Annotated in this window: 24 protein-coding genes; 2 read left to right on the top strand and 22 right to left on the bottom strand. The window is 60.1% G+C overall.

Annotated elements, in window-relative coordinates:
- Window positions 1–6: 6 nt before the first annotated feature.
- Window positions 7–750 (bottom strand): tRNA-uridine aminocarboxypropyltransferase, encoded by a 744-nt coding sequence (locus AAIS01_RS08275; RefSeq protein WP_343468571.1) that lies wholly within the window; start codon window positions 748–750, stop codon window positions 7–9.
- A 181-nt stretch (window positions 751–931) separates the two neighbouring features.
- Here AAIS01_RS08275 and AAIS01_RS08270 point away from each other — a divergent pair, with 181 nt between their 5' ends.
- On the top strand, window positions 932–1,354 hold the full coding sequence (locus AAIS01_RS08270; protein ID WP_343468570.1) for a PA3611 family quorum-sensing-regulated virulence factor: 423 nt from the start codon (window positions 932–934) through the stop codon (window positions 1,352–1,354).
- Here the strand turns inward: AAIS01_RS08270 and AAIS01_RS08265 are convergent, their stop codons facing one another.
- Window positions 1,355–1,549, bottom strand: a complete 195-nt coding sequence (locus tag AAIS01_RS08265; protein WP_092401045.1) for a hypothetical protein — start codon at window positions 1,547–1,549, stop codon at window positions 1,355–1,357. It lies immediately after the preceding gene.
- Window positions 1,550–1,998: 449 nt separating this feature from the next.
- On the opposite strand from AAIS01_RS08265, the gene AAIS01_RS08260 reads away from it, so the two are divergent.
- Window positions 1,999–3,117, top strand: a complete 1,119-nt coding sequence (locus AAIS01_RS08260; protein WP_343468569.1) for an LOG family protein — start codon at window positions 1,999–2,001, stop codon at window positions 3,115–3,117.
- Window positions 3,118–3,163: 46 nt separating this feature from the next.
- On the opposite strand, the gene recX is transcribed toward AAIS01_RS08260, so the two are convergent.
- The 20 genes from recX to AAIS01_RS08160 form a co-directional block, all read right to left on the bottom strand.
- Window positions 3,164–3,631 (bottom strand): recombination regulator RecX, encoded by a 468-nt coding sequence (gene recX / locus AAIS01_RS08255; RefSeq protein WP_092401050.1) that lies wholly within the window; start codon window positions 3,629–3,631, stop codon window positions 3,164–3,166.
- Between the two features lie 8 nt (window positions 3,632–3,639).
- Window positions 3,640–4,692, bottom strand: coding sequence for a recombinase RecA (recA, locus tag AAIS01_RS08250; RefSeq protein WP_047230023.1), 1,053 nt, complete (start codon window positions 4,690–4,692; stop codon window positions 3,640–3,642).
- A gap of 83 nt (window positions 4,693–4,775) precedes the next feature.
- On the bottom strand, window positions 4,776–5,276 hold the full coding sequence (locus AAIS01_RS08245) for a CinA family protein (RefSeq protein ID WP_343468568.1): 501 nt from the start codon (window positions 5,274–5,276) through the stop codon (window positions 4,776–4,778).
- Window positions 5,277–5,346: 70 nt separating this feature from the next.
- On the bottom strand, window positions 5,347–5,883 hold the full coding sequence (locus AAIS01_RS08240) for a lysis system i-spanin subunit Rz (protein ID WP_343468567.1): 537 nt from the start codon (window positions 5,881–5,883) through the stop codon (window positions 5,347–5,349).
- A complete protein-coding gene (locus AAIS01_RS08235; protein WP_343468566.1) occupies window positions 5,865–6,428 on the bottom strand; it encodes a glycoside hydrolase family 19 protein in 564 nt (187 codons plus the stop codon). The genes AAIS01_RS08240 and AAIS01_RS08235 overlap by 19 nt, the downstream gene beginning before the upstream one ends.
- A gap of 20 nt (window positions 6,429–6,448) precedes the next feature.
- Entirely contained in the window at window positions 6,449–6,898 is a 450-nt protein-coding gene (locus tag AAIS01_RS08230; protein ID WP_343468565.1) for a phage tail assembly chaperone, read from the bottom strand.
- A complete protein-coding gene (locus tag AAIS01_RS08225) occupies window positions 6,899–7,798 on the bottom strand; it encodes a gp53-like domain-containing protein (protein WP_343468564.1) in 900 nt (299 codons plus the stop codon). It abuts the gene before it with no gap.
- A 119-nt stretch (window positions 7,799–7,917) separates the two neighbouring features.
- The gene (locus AAIS01_RS08220; protein ID WP_343468563.1) at window positions 7,918–8,478 is read right to left on the bottom strand and encodes a tail fiber assembly protein; all 561 of its coding nucleotides are present in this window, start codon (window positions 8,476–8,478) and stop codon (window positions 7,918–7,920) included.
- A 7-nt stretch (window positions 8,479–8,485) separates the two neighbouring features.
- Entirely contained in the window at window positions 8,486–9,586 is a 1,101-nt protein-coding gene (locus tag AAIS01_RS08215; protein WP_343468562.1) for a phage tail protein, read from the bottom strand.
- A gap of 27 nt (window positions 9,587–9,613) precedes the next feature.
- Window positions 9,614–10,123 (bottom strand): phage tail protein, encoded by a 510-nt coding sequence (locus tag AAIS01_RS08210; RefSeq protein WP_343468561.1) that lies wholly within the window; start codon window positions 10,121–10,123, stop codon window positions 9,614–9,616.
- Window positions 10,120–11,283 (bottom strand): phage tail protein, encoded by a 1,164-nt coding sequence (locus AAIS01_RS08205; RefSeq protein ID WP_343468560.1) that lies wholly within the window; start codon window positions 11,281–11,283, stop codon window positions 10,120–10,122. The genes AAIS01_RS08210 and AAIS01_RS08205 overlap by 4 nt, the downstream gene beginning before the upstream one ends.
- Window positions 11,284–11,294: 11 nt before the next feature.
- Entirely contained in the window at window positions 11,295–11,894 is a 600-nt protein-coding gene (locus AAIS01_RS08200; protein WP_343468559.1) for a YmfQ family protein, read from the bottom strand.
- Window positions 11,882–12,922: a baseplate J/gp47 family protein gene (locus AAIS01_RS08195; protein ID WP_343468558.1), complete on the bottom strand. Its 1,041-nt coding sequence runs from the start codon at window positions 12,920–12,922 to the stop codon at window positions 11,882–11,884. Before AAIS01_RS08195 ends, AAIS01_RS08200 begins: the two co-directional genes overlap by 13 nt.
- A complete protein-coding gene (locus tag AAIS01_RS08190) occupies window positions 12,912–13,310 on the bottom strand; it encodes a phage GP46 family protein (RefSeq protein WP_343468557.1) in 399 nt (132 codons plus the stop codon). The genes AAIS01_RS08195 and AAIS01_RS08190 overlap by 11 nt, the downstream gene beginning before the upstream one ends.
- Window positions 13,310–13,819 (bottom strand): phage baseplate assembly protein V, encoded by a 510-nt coding sequence (locus tag AAIS01_RS08185; protein WP_343468556.1) that lies wholly within the window; start codon window positions 13,817–13,819, stop codon window positions 13,310–13,312. The genes AAIS01_RS08190 and AAIS01_RS08185 overlap by 1 nt, the downstream gene beginning before the upstream one ends.
- 248 nt (window positions 13,820–14,067) lie before the next feature.
- A complete protein-coding gene (locus AAIS01_RS08180; protein ID WP_343468555.1) occupies window positions 14,068–15,108 on the bottom strand; it encodes a phage baseplate assembly protein in 1,041 nt (346 codons plus the stop codon).
- Window positions 15,109–15,111: 3 nt separating this feature from the next.
- A complete protein-coding gene (locus AAIS01_RS08175) occupies window positions 15,112–16,350 on the bottom strand; it encodes a DNA circularization protein (RefSeq protein WP_343468554.1) in 1,239 nt (412 codons plus the stop codon).
- The gene (locus AAIS01_RS08170) at window positions 16,337–17,911 is read right to left on the bottom strand and encodes a phage tail protein (RefSeq protein ID WP_343468553.1); all 1,575 of its coding nucleotides are present in this window, start codon (window positions 17,909–17,911) and stop codon (window positions 16,337–16,339) included. Before AAIS01_RS08170 ends, AAIS01_RS08175 begins: the two co-directional genes overlap by 14 nt.
- A gap of 130 nt (window positions 17,912–18,041) precedes the next feature.
- Window positions 18,042–18,338, bottom strand: a complete 297-nt coding sequence (locus tag AAIS01_RS08165; protein ID WP_047230006.1) for a phage tail assembly protein — start codon at window positions 18,336–18,338, stop codon at window positions 18,042–18,044.
- Window positions 18,335–18,682, bottom strand: a complete 348-nt coding sequence (locus AAIS01_RS08160) for a phage tail tube protein (protein ID WP_214915547.1) — start codon at window positions 18,680–18,682, stop codon at window positions 18,335–18,337. The genes AAIS01_RS08165 and AAIS01_RS08160 overlap by 4 nt, the downstream gene beginning before the upstream one ends.
- Window positions 18,683–18,810 lie beyond the last annotated feature (128 nt).

The following is an 18,810-nucleotide window of genomic DNA, read 5'->3' as shown; positions in this document are numbered from 1 at the left end:
CCACTATTAGGCCAACACTGGCGGCGCGGTACGAATAAAGGGCTGCAACTCGGCGTGGGCCGGAGTGGACACATCCACCTCCTGCTGTCGTTTCGCCCCCAGGTAATGCTGGCTGAACACGTCGAAATAGGCATCCAGGGCCGACGCAGCGCCACTGTCCCCCGCCAGTTCCAGACACAAGGCCGCCACTTCGGCGGTGCACAGATGTTCGCTGCGAGTCGAGCGGCGCAAACGGTAGCGCGATAGCCTGTCGGGCAGCAGGCTCAGAATCGGCAAACGGTCGAAATACGGGCTTTTGCGGAAAATCTTGCGCGCCTCGGTCCAGGTCGCATCCAGCAGAATGAACAATGGACGCTTGCCCTCATCGAGGTTGACGGTATGAGTGACCCGCGCTGGCTCGACATACTCACCGGGAAACACCAGGTACGGCTGCCATTGCGGGTCGTTGAGCAGCGCCAGCAGTTGCTGGTCGACGTCGGTGCGTGACCAGATGAAAGCGTGATTGTCCCGCACAACGTCGGCAATCAGCCAACCCGTGTTACTCGGTTTGAATACTTCCTTGTTGGTCATGATCAGGCAAACACCCGACCGCGCCTCGACACTCGGGCGCCAGGCGCACAGGCAATGACTCTCTATCACCCGGCAGGCACTGCAACGGGGCGCGCGCCAGCCACGGGCCTGAATCGGCTTGATGCCCTCATCGATGCGCTGGTCGCGCAGACGGGCTACAGCGTTGGGGGCATGGTTCATCGCAGGCGACGCCGACAGACAGGAAAACTCGACACGAACAAGACTCGACAGGGTAAAGGCCGGCAGTCTACCAGAGCGTGTAAACCTGTACCCTCCGCCCGGCCTCCCCTATAATTTGCCGCCACTGAACGCACAGTCATGTGATCGGTCGAACCACCAGTCACTGAACCAGGAGAGTTTCATGCTGCGCCTTATCGTCCCCACCGTTGCCGTGCTGCTGGCGACGTCCGTCAGCGCACAGGCCGCTTCGCTGAAAGAACTCGAACTGAACAAGATGCTGCGCAATGTAGCCGCCCAAAGCAGCGCCGGCACGCCCCGGGCAATCAACGAGGACATTCTCGACCAGGGCTATACCGTAGAAGGCACTGAGCTGATCAATCACCTGAGCGTGCAAAACAGCCACGCCCAGAAAATGCGTGCCGACCCCAAAGCCGTGTATTTCCAACTGGGCGCCACGGTGTGTACCAACCCAGGCCTGCGCAAGCTGATGGCTCAGGGCGCGACCATGCGCTACGAGTTCACCGAAGTGAAGACCAATCGCCCCATCGCCACTGAGCGCTTCCAGGAGTCGGACTGCCCGAAACCGGCCAAGACCAAGAAATAATCAACCCGAACTGGCGCGCCGCTGCTCATCGTCGGCGCGCAGTTCCGCCACCAGCGCCTGCAGGTAGCGCGAACGCCACGCTCGACCTTCCAGCCGGCGACAGCATTCCTCTTCGAGACTTACCCGATTAGCCTGAGCCGCTTCCAACAGCGTCAGGTACAGCTGCCTGTCGAGTTCCAAAGTCACTCTGGTCATCCGTCCTGCCTCCCTGCCCTTTCCACTTCAATCCATCGCATGGCGCCCAGTCCTGGACGTCCCACTGCATTGAATCCTTGCTCATCAGTAAATCAGAGCGGCACGCACCCAGTAGGCAATCTGACGAGCGGCATGGCATTTGAGCAGTTGCCAACGATGTTTTTTGAGCGCCATGATCAAGGCAGCGAAGATCCGCGCGAGGGACTAGATTCAAAGGTATCTCTTTGCTTCGGGCAGAACGAGGCTGCCCTGCCGACACCTTGCGCGTGACCGTTCTTTCATACAAGGGAAACGCAGAACCCGCAGGATGGCTTGGTGCCTGCCGCACGCCGCGTCGAACCAGGTCGAACGTCCAGGCAATGGTCCTGGGCTGACAACGACACACGGAGTGTCGTGGCCCTGACGAATCTCTCGTTCGGGCTGGGGTTTTGCCAAGAAGGAGAAGCTGAATGCCTTACAAACCGAATGACTTGCTGAGTCGTCATTTTGAGAACCATGGACTCGACCTCACCCGCAAGGTCGAAGAGCAACTCAAGCTGGTCTCCCCCAACAGCCCGAACCTCCCCATCTACCGCGACATGATCCTGACCGTCCTGCGCATGGCCCAGGAAGATCACAACCGCTGGAATGCCAAGATCACGCTGCAGGCCCTGCGGGAACTGGAGCACGCTTTCCGTACGCTCGAACAATTCAAGGGACGACGCAAGGTCACGGTCTTCGGCTCGGCACGAACGCCCATCGAACATCCGCTGTATGGCCTGGCCCGGGAACTGGGGGCGGAGTTGGCACGCTCGGACATGATGGTCATCACTGGCGCCGGCGGTGGCATCATGGCCGCGGCCCATGAAGGTGCCGGCCGGGACCACAGCCTGGGCTTCAACATCACCTTGCCTTTCGAACAGCATGCGAATCCGACCGTTGAAGGCACGCAAAATCTGCTGCCGTTCCACTTCTTCTTCACCCGTAAGCTGTTCTTCGTCAAAGAGGCCGACGCACTGGTGCTCTGCCCGGGCGGTTTCGGCACCCTCGATGAAGCGTTGGAAGTCCTGACGTTGGTGCAAACCGGTAAAAGCCCGCTGGTGCCGGTGGTGCTGCTGGATGTACCGGGGGGTAAGTTCTGGCAAGGCGCCCTGCACTTCATCCGTGAGCAACTGGAGGAAAACCGCTACATCCTGCCAACCGACATGAAGTTGATGCGCCTGGTGTACAGCGCTCAAGAGGCCGTAGAGGAGATCAATCAGTTCTACAGCAACTTCCACTCCAGCCGCTGGCTCAAACATCAATTCGTGATCCGTATGAATCACAAGCTGAACGAACAGGCCCTTGGGCATTTGCAGGCGGAGTTTGCCGACCTGTGCCTCAACGATTGTTTTCATCAACACGCCTACGCCGGCGAGGAACACGACGAGGCCCGTTTCAGCCATCTGACCCGACTGGCCTTTACCTTCAATGCCCGCGATCACGGTCGTTTGAGGGAACTGGTGGATTACATCAACCTGTCGGAAAACTGGGCCGAGCCCGCCACCAAGGTCCAACCCCTCACCTGGGAGCCGATCAAGGTGACCTGAACCCATAAAAAAACGGCCCGCTATCAAAATAGCGGGCCGTTGTTGTTTAGTCGTCCATGCCGCGACCGCTGAACAAACGGTTGATCATTTCCATGGAATATCCTCGATATGCCAGGAAACGCCCTTGCTTGGCTCGCTCTCTTGCATCGATGGGCAAATGCCCTGAGAACTTGCGGCGCCAGGTGTCCGTCAGTTGCGCCTGCCAATCGATACCGCTTTCGCGCAGGGCAAGTTCGATGTCCGGGCGCTGCAAACCACGCTGACCGAGTTCCTCACGAATTCGCAAGGGGCCGTATCCAGAGCGAGCGCGATAAGAGACAAAGCTCTCAAGGTAGCGGGACTCCGACAACAAACCCTCTTCCGTCAGACGGTCAAGGGCCGTGTCGATCAGCTCATCGGCAGCGCCGCGCTGACGCAGTTTGCGGGTCAGCTCGACTCGACCGTGCTCACGCCTGGCGAGCAGGTCCATTGCAGTTCGTCGCACCGCGACGAGGGTATCGAGTACGACGGTCATCGAATCGATCAGATGTCAGCGTCAGCCAGGTCGTCTGCAGTCTCGCGGTTAGCGACCGACTTGACGTCCGCCACCGGACTCAGAAGCTTGTCACGCAGTTGCTTCTCGAGGGTTGCGGCAATTTCCGGGTTGTCCGCCAGGAACTTGGCCGAGTTGGCCTTGCCCTGACCGATCTTGGTGCCGTTGTAGGCATACCAGGCGCCGGATTTTTCGACGAAACCGTGCAACACACCCAGGTCGATCATCTCGCCATTGAGGTAGATGCCCTTGCCATAAAGAATCTGGAACTCTGCCTGACGGAACGGCGAAGCGACCTTGTTCTTCACAACCTTGACGCGGGTTTCGCTGCCGACAACCTCATCGCCTTCTTTCACCGCGCCAGTGCGACGGATGTCCAGGCGAACCGAGGCGTAGAACTTCAGTGCGTTACCACCGGTAGTGGTTTCCGGGCTGCCGAACATCACGCCGATCTTCATACGGATCTGGTTGATGAAGATCACCAGGCAGTTGGCGTTCTTGATGTTGCCGGTGATCTTGCGCAGGGCCTGGGACATCAGACGAGCCTGGAGGCCCACGTGCATGTCGCCCATTTCACCTTCGATTTCCGCTTTGGGTACCAGTGCAGCCACGGAGTCGACGATGATCACGTCAACGGCGTTGGAACGCACCAGCATGTCGGTGATTTCCAGGGCCTGTTCACCGGTGTCCGGCTGAGAAACCAGCAGGTCATCGACGTTAACGCCCAACTTGCCGGCATATTCCGGGTCCAGGGCGTGTTCGGCATCGACGAAAGCGCAGGTCGCACCGGCTTTTTGAGCCTGAGCGATCACGGACAGGGTCAGCGTGGTTTTACCGGAAGACTCAGGACCGTAGATTTCAACGATACGGCCTTTTGGCAGACCGCCAATGCCAAGCGCAATGTCCAGGCCCAGGGAGCCGGTGGAGATGGAAGGAATAGCCTGACGGTCCTGATCGCCCATACGCATTACGGCACCCTTGCCGAATTGACGTTCGATCTGACCCAAGGCCGCAGCCAAGGCTTTCTTCTTGTTGTCGTCCATTAAAGTCCTCACGTAATCAATAAGGCCTGACGGCCAACACCTGTATAAGTAGCCAGTATTATTCCACAGCGATTGAGGATCGCCTACCCCTGATTTGAGATTTCTGCGGCGGCATGTTGCAACAGCCCCTCTAGCGCGGCCTTCACCGTTTGTCGGCGGACTTCGTCGCGGTTGCCGGCAAAGAACCGCTGCTCGCTGACGACCGTGTCACCAACGCCCCAGGCCAGCCACACCGTACCCACCGGTTTGTTCGGCGAACCGCCATCAGGACCGGCCACGCCGCTGACCGCCACAGCAAAACGCGCCAGGCTTTTTTGCTGCGCGCCCCGCACCATAGCCTCCACCACCTCGCGACTGACCGCCCCCACCGTTGCAAACAGCTCGGCCGGCACATCCAGTTGCTGAGTCTTCTGGCGGTTGGAATAGGTGACATAACCCGCCTCGAACCACGCCGAACTCCCGGGAATACGAGTGATCGCCTCAGCAATCCCGCCTCCGGTGCAGGACTCGGCCGTGGTCACATGGGCATTGACCCGCTGCAGACGTCGGCCCAGCTCAGCGGCCAGTTCGGTAATGTCTTCCATGATGCGCTCCTGATTCGATGCAATGGGCCCTACCGTACACGAGCATGCCAGGCTTGCAAGGCTCGCCGGATCACCGCCCCAATGCCCTGACGTACGCCTGACAGGCCTGCAGAGCGATCAATCCGCGATCCCCTTCGTCGGTGATGGCGACAATTCGTTGAGCATGCGCCGGGTCAAGTCGGGCGCGTAGGGGGCCATGATCCACGCCGCCGGCGCCGGCGGTGGCCGGCACTGCACAACCGGCGGCAACATCGCCGGCGTCAAGGAGGACTGACAGCCGGACATCGGCAGTAGCAAGGCGATCGCGCAAGCGATCCTGATCACGTTGGGCATCGCTCAAGGCTCGGTAATGGGATTGTTCGCTGGCGGAGAGTTGCTGTTCCAAGGCCAGGCGTTTGTCTTGCTCGGCCTTTTGTTGAATCGCTGCCGCCTGGGTTATTTGATTCAACATCTGCGCTTGAATTTGGGCCGTTTGCGCCAGTCGTCGGTCATAACGCCACGCCTGGACTTGCCACGCCAACACCGCCGGACCGCCGGCCACCAACGCCAGCAACACAGCGATGCCAAGGGTGCGAGAAGAAAAAGGTATCAAATCGAAGGCTGACATATCACCGCCCTCGCCCGCGCCCAGAGTTGCAGACGATCCTGCAGGCCATTCAAACCACCGTTGATGCGCCGGGTGATGCTGTTGAACTGGTCACGATCAGCCAGTTCGTTCAAACCGTTCTGATCCCAGAACCAGGCGGCAGACTCAGCCGCCCATTGCGGTTGCTCCAGCAGTTGCGGTAATGCCAGCAATCGCTCATCGCCAAACAAACCCAGACTGCAACGTCGATAATTGTCGCGCCCGGTAATCTGAATCAGCCCGCGCCCCCGATATTGCTGACCGTCGCCGTCGGCCTGGGGTGTATTGCCCAAGCGAACGGCCAACGGCCCCGTGTCGTACTTACTGAGATACTGATCACCGCCGAGCTCGCGTACATAGCGCAATTGCCCCGACTCATGGCCAACCTGGGCCAGAAACGCGGCAATACGTTTGGGCGTGTCGATACGATGGCTGGACATGGCGCTGTTAAGGGCCGAAACGAAAACGCCCGCTTGGGAGCGGGCGTTGGGCATGATGTTGATGAGTTGCTGTTGGGTAACTTCCATAGGTCAGTTCATCGAAGGCGTTATTGAAGTTGCTCGGCCAGCCAGGGTGGCGCGACCGGACGATACTCAGCAGCAGGGAAAAGCTCATCCTGTGGCCAGTCCCTGAGGGCCCGTCGGTACGTCTGCAGTTGTGTGTATTGCGTCTGGTCCAGTGTGGTGCCGCTACCGTCGTCCATTTCATCGCGATCCCGCGCGACGAGACGGTCCGTTGCCGAGAGCTGGGCATTGCGCCACGCATACTCGTTCTCAGCAGCTTGGCCTGACGTCAGAGGAGGTGGATCTACGAGGATGGGATAACCATTGTCAGGATTGACTGAAATTTTCTTGGCTGACATTGCCAGTTGCTGAAGCAACGATAGCCAATAGGCCCTGGGGACTTCTATGACATCTTCTGGAATATCCGAAGTATTGATACCCGGGACATAAGCGCCGCAGGTACTTGGACTGAACAACACAGTGAATTCGTTCACTCAATACCCCTTCGCAAAATAATACACACCCCACCCGGCCATCGCCTGTCCATCCATATTACGGACCCGGAAACGACAGCCCTGCTTAGTACCGCTTCCTCCAACGAGAATAACCACCGCACCATCACCGCCGACATGGTTGGCTACAACAGAAGCAAAAGCGGTTGGAAATGAAATAGGAAAAGTGACGAACACATCGCCGTTAGCATCGGTCGTGCCAGCTCCCCATTGATCGATAATCCCACTGGCGTATTTTTGATAACCCGGATTACCGAGATGACCTGAAAACAACGAGGTGTACTTCAGCACAATGGTGCCGCCGATCAACCGCCATTGGCTATCGAGTTTAACGAACTCAGCCGTTTCACCCCGCCCCAGATCGATTGGCCCCAATGCGGCACTTGACGAACCTATCGTATCGGCAGCCGAGGCCGTCGATAGGGTGACCACGCCGACACCGACGTTAATAAGTGTCAGCGTCGCCCCATGCATGATTCCGGTAGTGCCAGGCAGCGTGACGCTGATCGGCGTAGCACTGGCAAAACTGACGGCTCCACCGATATGCGCCAGCGTCAACGCGGTATTGGTTGCGTACGCAGTAAAGCCGGAATACTGCAGCCCGCTACGTCTCACGAACTCCGTGGTGGCTACGGACCCGTCACTGTCAAACTGCGCGGCGGTGGTAAATAACCCGTTGCCACGCAACGCCGTCAACAGTTGATTGCTCAGTTGTTCCGATGGCGTCAGCCCGGCGGCTTGAATGACATTGAGCACCTCCTGCGTGACGCCATTACCCCAACTGGCGGGGATCAAAGAGCCCGGCGTCCCGGTCAAGGGATCCTCATCCACAAACCTGCCATTCACCAAACCCGCACTGGGCACACTTCTTGGATAGTCCACGTTTTCCTCCCTTGATATTCAAACGGCCAAAAAACAGGCAATAGAAAACTGCGCCTGTTGATTCGCCCAACAGAGCCCGAAAAAATTGAGAAGGTTTAAGCGGTTCGGTCCGTGGCGCTTTAAGCCGCAGACTCAGGCACGACCGGCCAGTTAATGTCGGTTGGAAAACCGGTTTGATGCTGGATACGGTTCAACTCGACGCTGTAAAGCTTCCACTCCATCAGGGCCAGTTGTTCCTGATCATTGGCGTCGCCAATGTCTTCGGCGTATTGGAAAGGAGCGACTTTCTGAACGGCTTCGCGCAGCAATTTATCGCGCTTTGACAAGGCTTCGCGCTTGAGGTCGGCCAGTTGCAGCATCTCGTCAAACACCCAGGTAGTATCGCGCCATACATAGTAATTGCCCGGCCATGGTTCGGCTGTGTATATGTCCGGCAATTGGCCGAACTCGGTCCACTCCAGATGAGCGCCGTTGTCCTTGCGATACACCGAACCGCGCCAGTCCACCATTTCTCGTGGAACGCCGTTCACCATGACCCACGAATGATGTTCTTGAGCGGCTGGAAGTTCGAAGGAAAGTTGAATGCCGTTACTGGGAATTTGGATGCCCATACCGGGCGTTACGAAAAGCTCTACCGGGCCAGATAGAACACCGGAATCATCGAACAGATAAATAAACATAACTACCTCAGATCAGCTTGATTCGGGCGGGATAGGCGATGTTTCTGGGACGAGTTTCAGCACTGAAAGTACCAATATTGCCTACAAGCTCTCCACTGGAAAAGAACAGTGGGTTGGGGTACGTCGTACCGACTATTCCCGTTGCAGGAGCAGCATTAACGTCGCGGGTCACGTCCCAAGAACCATCAGCAATACTAGGCCCTGGACGATTAGCACTACCTGAACTGGTGGGCAAAAAGTGGTTGTGGCTTTCAAGGGAATACATTTGTCTGCTTCCCGCCGAACGGTCGACATCCACCCCGCGGGCCTCATCCAGCACGCGCAAGAATTCACCGCGAATATCCGGAAGTCGAAAAGTCGTCGCACCGTCACCGCTGGTCCACGCGCCCTCGTTCCCTCCTCTGGAACCCTCCGTCACTAACGCACCGGACGATTGCGCGTAATCCCACAACCACGGCCAATCGCTACGCACCAGCAAATTTCCATTAAGCACCGCATACCCACCGGGAATGACCTGACGCGTGCTCTCAAAGGAAATACGCCCCAGCGCCGTCGCATCGAACCGTCCCACCGGCCACCAAACCCCAGTTTCATCACTGCGCAGATGCCACCAGTCACCGCTGCCCATCAACACCAGAAACGGATAGCCACTGGCCGCCAAATGAGTATGAAAGCGAATTCTGTCGCTACCGGAGGCCCGCACCGTCAGACGGTTACCACTGTTATCCACACGCCGCACAATCACATCGCGAACACCGAGCGCCGCATTAGCCGCAGGTAGGGTTACAGTGCTCGCACCAGCACTTGCATCAATCAGCACCAGCCCCAACTCGTCGGCGGCCAACACCTTTGATGTGGTAAGCCGCGTGACGACTGAACGCATCGGACTACTACGCCCGAGAATGGTTTGCAGTGCCTTGATCAACTGGCCGTTATCCGCTTCGGACGGCGTCATGCCGGCCGAGGAGATCACGCCGAGGATTTCTTGGGTGACACTGTTTCCCCACACCGCCGGAATCAACGACCCTGGAGTGCCCGCCAGCGGATTTTCGTCCACGAACCGACCGTTCACCAGCCCGACGCTGGGAACACTTTTTGGATAATCCATGTTTTATTGCTCTCTATGGGATGGGGGTCAAGCGCGAAGAGGTAGCGCTCGGATAGTCGCAAGCACCTCATCAGCGGCTTGGCTGGCAAGATCCGCCTTGCCTTTGGCCATGTGTGCGCGAATCAGTGCTTTGGCCTTGAGGCGCAGTTCGCGAAGCGCCAGCAGGTTCGCTTCAAATTCGGCGGCCTTGGCGAGAATCTGATCCGCCGCTTGCCTGGCTGTGCGCCCTTTGACGACCCACGCAGAAACGGCCAGTGGGATGGCTTTTTTTGGGTAGCCCTGATCCTTGAAGGCCTGCGCCTCCAAGGCGGCTCGTTGGTATTCCAAAGCACGCAAGGGGTCGCCGGCCAACGTGCGACGGGCGCTGTCGGCAGCGGTATCGACCGTGGCGCACAAGCGCTCGGCTTCCTGGCGCAACTGCTCGGCGGCATTCTCTTCAGTAAGCACCCAAGTACCGTCCTCCCAGATATGGGCGGATGAAGGTGCAAGCGGGCGAAGTCCATCTTCGTACTGGTGCAGTTCTTGAATGACTTTCATCGGATCAGCTCCCAGGACAGGTGAACGTTGACTGCGTTGATAAAGTTGACGCCGATACCCACGCTGTAATCCGTCAGGGCCTGGTGCCCCTTGATCCCCATGCTCAATAGCAACTCGTCGCTATCGGCATTAGTGGCGCCTAATGTGTGCTCGGCCTGATACGACTGCCAAAGAGAACGCGATTGGGCATGGTCAAAACTGGCCGTGACCGTGGAGACGCTTACGTCATTGACGACGTTGTTGGAAAACAACACGCACATATACGGACTTGCGGGGTTCGCCCAGCCCACGGCATTGTTGCCAGGAGTTGTAGCGACGGGTGACAGGTAGCTGTAGTTGCCCCCAAGCCACCCGGATTGAACAAACGACAGCGAGGTTACGACGTTCGGCGCGGGTGTCGGATTACCCGCCACAAGCCGTGCTGCACGGGCGTGGGGATCCAGCGGCAGATATACCACTCCACTGCCATTCACCGTTTGCGTCCAGGTCAATTGCGCACGGTTATAGATCGTGCGAATCGTCGGCAAGGAGCCCGGCGCTCCGGTCATCACCCAGGCCAGGCACATGTCCAGAGGGTTGGACGCAAATCCGCCGCCGGACGCGCCGTTGACAGTCCCCTTCAAGAACTCCGGCGGGAGGTCATACAAGCTTCCGCGCTGCACATAGAACGTCAGTGCACCGCCTATGACCTGTGCTCTTAGAAAATAGCTGGCGCTGGGCAATAAATCGGTACTGCTCCAGGCCGAAGTTACAAAGGTACGTGACCGGCCCAACCGCCCGCTCACCACTTCCTGAGCAATGCTGATATACACGCCCGCCGGAATCGAAACGCGCCCGCCACTGGTTGATACTGCTGCTGGCGTTATTGGCAGACGTGCATCGGCCGTTGCGATTGTGGGCAGCGGCAACGCGGCGAGCGGTAGAGCAAGGTCCTGGTTCCAGGCCTTCGCGGTGACCGATTGAATCGCCTGGAGCAGTTGATCATTGTTGGTCTCATCCGGTGTCAAATCCCCCGCCTTGATGACATTCACAATCTCCTGGGTCACGCCATTTCCCCAAGCGGCCGGAATCAACGACCCCGGCGTCCCGGTCAGCGGATTTTCATCCACGAACTTCCCATTCACCAGGCCTGCGCTGGGTACACTCTTCGGATAATCCATTCATCTACTCCCTAGTCATAATTGATGTGAACCTTCGTATGCGCCGGCGCACTACGATGAATCAGGCACTCGAGCGCCGAGCCCGGATTGACACCGAAACGCTCCCCCCAATAGCTGGCGCCAAAACGTCGGCCGAGCAGCAGCCGGCCGCCGGTGTTGAGGGTCCACATGAATTGCGCCTGCCAGGTGCCGAAGTGGGCTTCACCGAAACGGGCGCGGCCCATGCGGGGGGCCTTGAGTTCGGTGATGGTGGCGTTGGGATAACCCTGGCTCTTGGCAATTTCCACGTAATAAGCGATGGCCTGGCTGCCCACCGCCAACAACCGCCGACGCACCGCCAAACGGCGGTCGTCATACAGCGGTGTAGCACCCAGGCACGGGTCGGGCAGGTTCATCACCCGCTCCCAATCCGGCACCAGTTCACTCACACCCGCCGGGTCCATTTCGTGGAGCAGGTCGGCGGCGCGGGCGTCGAGACGCGCCAGTTCCTGGGCGATGCCTTGCAGCACCTCTTCCAGTTCCGGCACCCGCTCCGGGTCCCATGCCGGGCCGCTGGGCAGCAGGCTGCGCAGTTGGGCCTGGTATTGCTCGGCGGTTCTTATTCCAGCCATACGCAGCCTCCGAAGGTCAGCAACTGATTGCTGGCGGCCACCACATCGGCGATGGGGGCAGTCAGTGTGTGGTCGGTTTCCCCGGTGGCACTGCTGATGGCTTCGGCGATGTGGGTCAGCAGGAGGGTTTCGCCAAGGCCAGCTTCGCGGTTATGCAGGTCCCGCAGTTGCGCTTCGATGGCGGCGCGCACGGCGCTGGTGTCCGGGGTAATGCGCAGCCGGTAGGTCACCGGCACCTGGGCTGGCGCCAGCACATGCACTTCGGCAGTGACCGGGCGCAGTGGCTCGATATAGGCCCGGACTTCTTCCAGTTGCTCGGCGTTGGGAATCGGCTGTGGGTCGTCGTCACGCATGACGAACACGCCAACGGTGCCCGGCCCCAGGTAGCTGCCGCGACACCAGGCGCGGGTGATGCCAGGGCATTCCAGAGCCCAGGTTTCATAGTCCTGCGCGGAACCGCCGTGGGGGATGACGCGGTAGGAGCGAATCACTCTGGCTCGCAAGGATTCGAGGCTTTCCCGGGCGAGGCCGCCGGTCAGCCCCGGCGCCAGCACGGTGAAGCTGTTGCCGATCCCAAGGATCGGCTGCACCGGCGTCAACACCAGCCCGGCATCAGCATTACCCAGGCTGCCGGCGTCCAACGCGGCGACAGTGGTGCTGTTCAGACCATTACTGGTGGTGCGCGCGCTGGTCACTTTGTAGGTGCGCCCATCGGTGGATTGCAGCAGCGTGTCGACATCCAGCACCGCGCCCGCGGTGGCGGTGAAGCTGACGCTACCGCTGGCCATCTGGGCCGCTTTGCGCGCCTGGTTCAGGCGCAGGGCGGCGATGCGTTCCAGGGTGGATTCGTCGGCCTTGTCCGGCAGGATCTGCTCAGCGATCCAATCCAGATAGCCATACAGGCCGTAGGCGGCGCCACCCAGGGTGCGAGCCAGCACTTGAGCATCGGACTGGCGCAGCGAATCGCTGGCCAGGTCGCTTTGGGCGCGCTTGATCAGCACCGGCAGCGAAGGGGTTTCAAACGGCATAGGTCACCTGCCAACTGTTATCGGGGTTGATGTCCAGGCGCTCGCCGTCGGCCAGGGTCAAAACCGTGCGCAGATTCAGGCGCTGGGCATCGAGGCGTTCGCTGATGATGTCGATGGCGCTGCAATGGCCGTCGTCGATCAGCCATTGCAAGGCTTCGCGGGCATAGAATTCGGCGTCGAGCTGGGTCTGCCGGGTCAGCTTGACCCGGCGCAGCAGCCACAGCCGCGAACCAATGCGGTCGTCGGCGACGGTAGGAAAAGTGTCGCCCCACCAGCCGAAACGTTGCTCGTCATCCACGGCATCGTCGTCAACGGCGCGGCGCCAGGTGAACAGGCTGATCAGCACCGAGCGGGTCAGCGCGGCGTGCAGGTTCTGGCTGATGAACATCACTGGCCTCCCGCCGGCATGCCGGTCTGGCCGTTACCGGCCTGCACGCCGACGTGCACATGCTTGATCTGGCTGATGCCGCCGGCGATCTGATCGCCCTGGGAAACGAACTTGCCGGTGTGGTTGATGACCGGGCTGTCGATGTTCACCGCGCTGCTGGCGCGGATGTTCAGGGTCGCAGTCTGGATATCGATGACCCGGCCGCGCTTGAAGTGGATCTTGTCGCCCTCGTCGGTGTAGATCGCCACTTCACCAGGGGCCAGGGCCTTGAGGCGGAAACGACGGTCGGCGACCACCAGCACCACGGCATGGGAACGGTCACCGCCCAGGAACGTGGCGATCCCTTCGGCCCCGGCCAGCGGATTGCTGGTGAAGCCGTAGGGTTCGAAGTGCTCCATGTCGTCGTTCACTTCACCGGCGGTGAGGCGCATTTGCAGCGATTGCAGCTTGGTGGCCGAATTGGCGAGCACGACGGTGCCGCGCGCCAGGAGGCGAGTCAGTAGGCTCATTGAGGTTTCCTTGGAATCAGGGACTTGAACGCGATGTTTGGATCAACATTTCTATTGGCTGCACTGCCGCCATCGCGAGCAAGCTCGCTCCCACAAGGGATCTGTGGTGGGCGGAAACTTTGGAGGCGGTCTCGAAATACTGTGGGAGCGGGCTTGCTCGCGAAGGCGGCAGTGCAGCCAATATCGATGCAAGCTGACCCACCGCTTTCCCGAGCAAGCCCGCTCCCACAAGGCGTTTTGCGTTGGGCTCAGGATTTGGGTGGCGTCGGGTTCGCGTCGAACGTATGGGGCGGGGCGACTTGCAGGGTGGTGACGGAGCCTTGGGCAGACAGTGAATACGTCACTTTGGAGATCAGCATGTCGCCGTCAAACCCCAGCACCGGGTCGATCACCCGCACCAGGGTGTTATGCCGCCACAAATCGCCATTGGCCTGACGCCAGCCCTGCACGCGGTAGGTCGTGGTCAGGGCCTTGCCAGTGCGGATGGCGCTTTCCCAGTCGGCTCGCTGCTGGGCCAGTTCGAAGGTCAATTGCGCGCTTTCGCTGATCACCGTGACCCGCTTGCGCTTGAAGCCCAGGTCCGTAGCGGTGCCGGAGACTTCGCTCACCGCCGCCCCGCTCTGCTGATCATTGCCCTTGTGCTGGCCGATGACCCGGTATTCGGAGAACACCTGGCTGTAGTCCATCGCTGCGTTGCCCGAGAGAATGTTTTTACCCAGTTCCAGCACATCATTGGCTCGCCCGCCACTACCGGGTTTAGCCAGCAACACGCGGCCTTCGGCGTCGTCGGTGGAAAACACCCGAAACAACGTCAGCAGACGGTCGATGGATTGAAAGACCGTTTCCCCCGGCACGATGCTGTGTTCGCTCAACCGAGCGGTTTCAGGGATCTCACTGATCACTCCCACGCCATATTGCGAAGCCAGGGCCTGGACAATGCTCAGCACCGTTTGCCCACGCCATTGGCTTGGGCGATTGATCGCCGCGCAGTCCACCAAGTCCTGGGTCCTGGAGCCACCCTCGATGCTCAGGCTGATCTGGCGTCCGTCATAACTGACCGGGGCTTTGAACACGTAGCCACTGAGCACCAGGTCGGCACCGATGCGCACCTGACATTCATCCCCCGGACGAATCGGCACCGACTGGGTCTGCCCCGGCCACTGCCAGGTGATGTCGAGTTTGAAGGTGCGGAACTGCCGCTCCAGGTCCGCACTGATTTCCACGCTTTTCCAGCCGCCGTAATCCAGCCCGCCGACGGTGAGCGAGACAGCGTTGTCGAGCTCGTTCATGGCTTACTCTCCCGAGACTTTGAGGTCGTTGGGCGGCAGGAAACCAGGGTGAGCCGCGCCATTGCGCTGAGTCACTTCGGTAACCCGAGTGGCATCGGCAAATTGCTGATACGCCACTACCAGCGCCGGCAGGCTTTGCTTGAACGACAGGCTGATCAGTCTGACACCGGATGACGCCACCGCCGTCAGGTGCGCGGCCATTTGCTGACGCAGGTTGTTCATCGCCTGATAGTGATCCGGATCGGCCTTGAGCGAGGCTTGCCAGATGGCCTCGTTGAGGGCATCGCGCAGGGCCAGCACATCGTCGGCCACCGGCACGTCCCGGCGCTGAACCGGCTGCATCGCCTGCTGCGCCACCGATGGGGTAGCACCCAACTTGACCACCGGCGCCGCCACCGGCATCGCCGCAATCCATTGCGCGGCCTGCACCAGCAGCGTGTCCTGCACCAGATCGGCTACGGCCTGGGCCGCCGCCGTGGTGTCCTTGCCGGTGGTGAGTTTGGGAGCGTCCGCCTTGCGAATGGCTTCCACCTGCTGCGACACGCTGGCAATCACGCCGCGATAGCCGTCACGGGCAAAGTCCTTCAACTCCCGGATGTCCCCCAGCAACCCTTTAAACTCGGCGGCCACTTCGCTGGGCAGCTCCTTCACCGCCTTGACCAGATCGCTGAGTTGCCGATAAGTCTCGATCAACGGCTTGAGTTCCTGCTCGATGACGCCGTAGACCTCCTTAAGGCTGTTGCGCAGATCAGCAATGCCAATCCGCGCGGCCTTGATCAAGGTCATGGCCTCTTCGAAGCGCCGCACCGCCGAACCCAGAAAGCTGTCAGCCGACACCAGCAACAGTTTCTGGCTGTTGATCGCGGCCGACGGGAATTGCAGCGGCTGGTCGGGGTAGAACTTCAGAGCGAACGTCACCAGGCCGCCATCCTGACGGGTCTGGGTCATGTCGCACTCGCCCACCTTGACCTGCAGGCGCCCCAACCACGGATGCACCAGCTCGCCGCTGCCCTGCTCCAGGGCCTTGAGCAACTTGTCGCGCTGCTCCAGGCAATCGGGGCCGACGATGAACGCGGTCAGCTCATGAATCTTCGCCTGCTGGCCGAGGCCTTCGAAAAACGGCTGGTCACGCTGGGGATATTCATGCAACTGCCCCTTGTGACCGACCGGAGTTTTCGCCTGATCGACCCAGAACCCGACGCCGCGAAACGACGCCGGCAACAAACGATCACGCCAGCTCATTGGAACCTCCTGTGGAAAGTGAGCGATAGCCAATGCGCGAACTCACCGCCAGGGCCGGTTGATTGGTCTGTGGCGGGTCGGCGCGCAACCCGGCCGGCGCGTTTTCGAAGCGCACGGTCAGGCCGCCTTCGAGCTGCGTGCGGTTGTTGGCGGCGCTTTGTTGCACCAGGGCGCTGGAGGTTTGCGGCAACGCGCCCGGCGCCAATGAGGTTTTCACCGCAGGGTCACCGGACGCCGGCGCAAGGCTGGAAGACAAGCCCGCAGGCTGTTCACTGGCCCCGCCAAAAAACGCTGGCGCCAGTTCACCCTTGCCTTCGGCATTGGTCTGCCGTTGCGCCTCGGTCAATCCTTCGACCTTCCCGGTAAACGTAGCGATGAGTTCCCCGAAGCCGCCATTGAAGAACGCCTTGATCGGCGCAATCACACCCTGCAGCTCATCCCACCATTGGCTGAACCACTCACCCACCGGCCCCCACTGTCGGGTCAGGCCCTCAATGGGCGACCAGTCGAACAAACCGCTGAACACCGCCAGCATGATCGACACCTGATTGCGAATGCCCTCCCAGATCCCGGCGAAGACATCACCGATCGTGCCCCAGTTGGCCATGATCAACCCCAGCGGCGTCCAGTCGAACAGGCCTTTCAAGGCGTCCATCACCGGCACCGTCAGTGCCTTGAGCAGATCCCAGATCGCTGAGAACAACCCGGTCAGGGGCGCCCAGTTGCTGATGATCAAACCCAAGGGTGACCAGGCAAACAACGTCTGCATGAAACCGATAATGGGCGTCGCCGCCGCCACGATCACATTCCAGAGCGCGCCGAAAAAACTGCTGATGGGGCCCCAATGGCTGATCACCTGCCCCATCGGGGTGAAGGCGAACACCGTCTTGAAGAACTCGACCATCGGCATGACGATCGGCGACAGCTTCTGCCAAAGCCCGGCGAAGAACGCAGAGATCGGTGTCCAGTGGGCGATGATCATCCCGGCCGCCAAGGCGATGCCCATGGCAATCAAGCCGATGGGGTTCATCTTCAAGGCCAGGTTGACCACTTCCAGCGCCTGGCTCGCACCGCTGACCGCCGTTTGAATCGCATTGAACGCCACGACGCCCGTCGCCAGGCCCTGCACCAATTGCGGGTTGTCCTGCAGCACCTGGGCCACACCCGTGACCATCGGCTGCAAGCTGACTGCCGCCGCGTTGACCGCCGGCCCCAGGGCCGAACCGAACTGCACCGACACATTGCTGATGGAAGTCTTCAATCCATCCAGGCTCTGTGCCGCCACACGCGGCGCTTCAGGGGCCTTCAAGCTGCTGGCCGCCGCGTTGGCCGCGCCGACTTCACCTTTGAACGCGTCTGCTGACTTGAGCCCCTCCATGAACGGTTTGGCCAGGCCGCCCTCGGGGAGCAGAGCGGAAATATCCAGGCTGCCAAGACCCGTGGCATCGAGGTTCTGTTTGAAGCTGGCGACCTTGGCCCGAAGGCTGGCAAGCTTGGGCGACAGCTCATCGATGCCGGTCAGCAGCACTGCTTTTTTCTCTAGCTTTTGTGTCTCTGCCATCACTGCACCTGCTGCATCGCATTGATCCGTTGCGCGTGCTCCAGGGACTCGCGGAGCACATCCAGTGGCCTGGCCATCATCTGTTCGGGGTCAACCTTCCAGAACCAGGCCAGGTCATAGGCGGCTGCGATCAGGTCGCCGATGGCTGCGACGCCGCACTCATGAAAAAACTCGCGACGGCCCAGCTCAATGCGTTGAGGTCTGCCAGGTCCAACTGGTTGACCGACGACGGCGGGATGCCGGCGCAGACCGCGATGTACTTGGCCGCGACATCCATGTCCAGGCTCACCTCCTCGCTCTTGTCGATTTTGTACGGCAGCGCCTTGATCGCCCGGACTTCTTGCACCGTCGGACGGCGCAGGGTCAGTTCGCTCAGCGGCTCGCCGTGGGCCTCGATGGCCACGCGCAGCGTCACGACATCGCTCATTGCCAGGTCCCCTTGATGCCTTCGAATTTCAGTTCGATGGTGGCGTCGTCGCCCTTGGACACTGGCTCTTCCACCAGGTAAGCGCCGGCCAGCACGTAGACCTTGCCGTTGTTGAATTCGCAGGTGACGGTCATGTCGGTGCCAGCGACCAGTTGCTTGAGCGGAAAATCCGCCGTGTGCAGCGCCGTTACCTTGAACGACGGGGCGACGTCGGTTTCCTTGTAGAAACCCGGTACGACGGTTTCGCGTTTGGTAAACATCAGTGGCGCTTCGCAGCCGCCGTTGATGGTCAGTTGAGCACCGTCCACTTTGACGTAGCAGGTACCCGCAATTAGTTGACCCATGGTGTTTCTCCCTTCGAATAAAAGCTGTTCACTGAGGATTTGTGTAGATCATTGTGGCGAGGGAGCTTGCTCCCGCTTGACCGGGCTGGCGCTGCATTACGTAGCGCCAGCTCTGTTTTGGGGTTGCT

This window comes from Pseudomonas halotolerans, assembly GCF_039581215.1.
GTDB lineage: Bacteria > Pseudomonadota > Gammaproteobacteria > Pseudomonadales > Pseudomonadaceae > Aquipseudomonas > Aquipseudomonas tehranensis.
This window is presented reverse-complemented; position numbering and strand designations above follow the sequence as displayed.

What these genes read in the sequence shown, in the direction of transcription:
- AAIS01_RS08275 (WP_343468571.1), bottom strand. Translation starts at nt 750, where the DNA reads ATGAACCATGCCCCCAACGCTGTAGCCCGTCTGCGCGACCAGCGCATC.
- AAIS01_RS08270 (WP_343468570.1), top strand. Translation starts at nt 932, where the DNA reads ATGCTGCGCCTTATCGTCCCCACCGTTGCCGTGCTGCTGGCGACGTCC.
- AAIS01_RS08265 (WP_092401045.1), bottom strand. Translation starts at nt 1,549, where the DNA reads ATGACCAGAGTGACTTTGGAACTCGACAGGCAGCTGTACCTGACGCTG.
- AAIS01_RS08260 (WP_343468569.1), top strand. Translation starts at nt 1,999, where the DNA reads ATGCCTTACAAACCGAATGACTTGCTGAGTCGTCATTTTGAGAACCAT.
- recX (WP_092401050.1), bottom strand. Translation starts at nt 3,631, where the DNA reads ATGACCGTCGTACTCGATACCCTCGTCGCGGTGCGACGAACTGCAATG.
- recA (WP_047230023.1), bottom strand. Translation starts at nt 4,692, where the DNA reads ATGGACGACAACAAGAAGAAAGCCTTGGCTGCGGCCTTGGGTCAGATC.
- AAIS01_RS08245 (WP_343468568.1), bottom strand. Translation starts at nt 5,276, where the DNA reads ATGGAAGACATTACCGAACTGGCCGCTGAGCTGGGCCGACGTCTGCAG.
- AAIS01_RS08240 (WP_343468567.1), bottom strand. Translation starts at nt 5,883, where the DNA reads ATGTCAGCCTTCGATTTGATACCTTTTTCTTCTCGCACCCTTGGCATC.
- AAIS01_RS08235 (WP_343468566.1), bottom strand. Translation starts at nt 6,428, where the DNA reads ATGGAAGTTACCCAACAGCAACTCATCAACATCATGCCCAACGCCCGC.
- AAIS01_RS08220 (WP_343468563.1), bottom strand. Translation starts at nt 8,478, where the DNA reads ATGTTTATTTATCTGTTCGATGATTCCGGTGTTCTATCTGGCCCGGTA.
- AAIS01_RS08215 (WP_343468562.1), bottom strand. Translation starts at nt 9,586, where the DNA reads ATGGATTATCCAAAAAGTGTTCCCAGCGTCGGGCTGGTGAACGGTCGG.
- AAIS01_RS08210 (WP_343468561.1), bottom strand. Translation starts at nt 10,123, where the DNA reads ATGAAAGTCATTCAAGAACTGCACCAGTACGAAGATGGACTTCGCCCG.
- AAIS01_RS08205 (WP_343468560.1), bottom strand. Translation starts at nt 11,283, where the DNA reads ATGGATTATCCGAAGAGTGTACCCAGCGCAGGCCTGGTGAATGGGAAG.
- AAIS01_RS08200 (WP_343468559.1), bottom strand. Translation starts at nt 11,894, where the DNA reads ATGGCTGGAATAAGAACCGCCGAGCAATACCAGGCCCAACTGCGCAGC.
- AAIS01_RS08195 (WP_343468558.1), bottom strand. Translation starts at nt 12,922, where the DNA reads ATGCCGTTTGAAACCCCTTCGCTGCCGGTGCTGATCAAGCGCGCCCAA.
- AAIS01_RS08190 (WP_343468557.1), bottom strand. Translation starts at nt 13,310, where the DNA reads ATGTTCATCAGCCAGAACCTGCACGCCGCGCTGACCCGCTCGGTGCTG.
- AAIS01_RS08185 (WP_343468556.1), bottom strand. Translation starts at nt 13,819, where the DNA reads ATGAGCCTACTGACTCGCCTCCTGGCGCGCGGCACCGTCGTGCTCGCC.
- AAIS01_RS08180 (WP_343468555.1), bottom strand. Translation starts at nt 15,108, where the DNA reads ATGAACGAGCTCGACAACGCTGTCTCGCTCACCGTCGGCGGGCTGGAT.
- AAIS01_RS08175 (WP_343468554.1), bottom strand. Translation starts at nt 16,350, where the DNA reads ATGAGCTGGCGTGATCGTTTGTTGCCGGCGTCGTTTCGCGGCGTCGGG.
- AAIS01_RS08170 (WP_343468553.1), bottom strand. Translation starts at nt 17,911, where the DNA reads ATGGCAGAGACACAAAAGCTAGAGAAAAAAGCAGTGCTGCTGACCGGC.
- AAIS01_RS08165 (WP_047230006.1), bottom strand. Translation starts at nt 18,338, where the DNA reads ATGAGCGATGTCGTGACGCTGCGCGTGGCCATCGAGGCCCACGGCGAG.
- AAIS01_RS08160 (WP_214915547.1), bottom strand. Translation starts at nt 18,682, where the DNA reads ATGGGTCAACTAATTGCGGGTACCTGCTACGTCAAAGTGGACGGTGCT.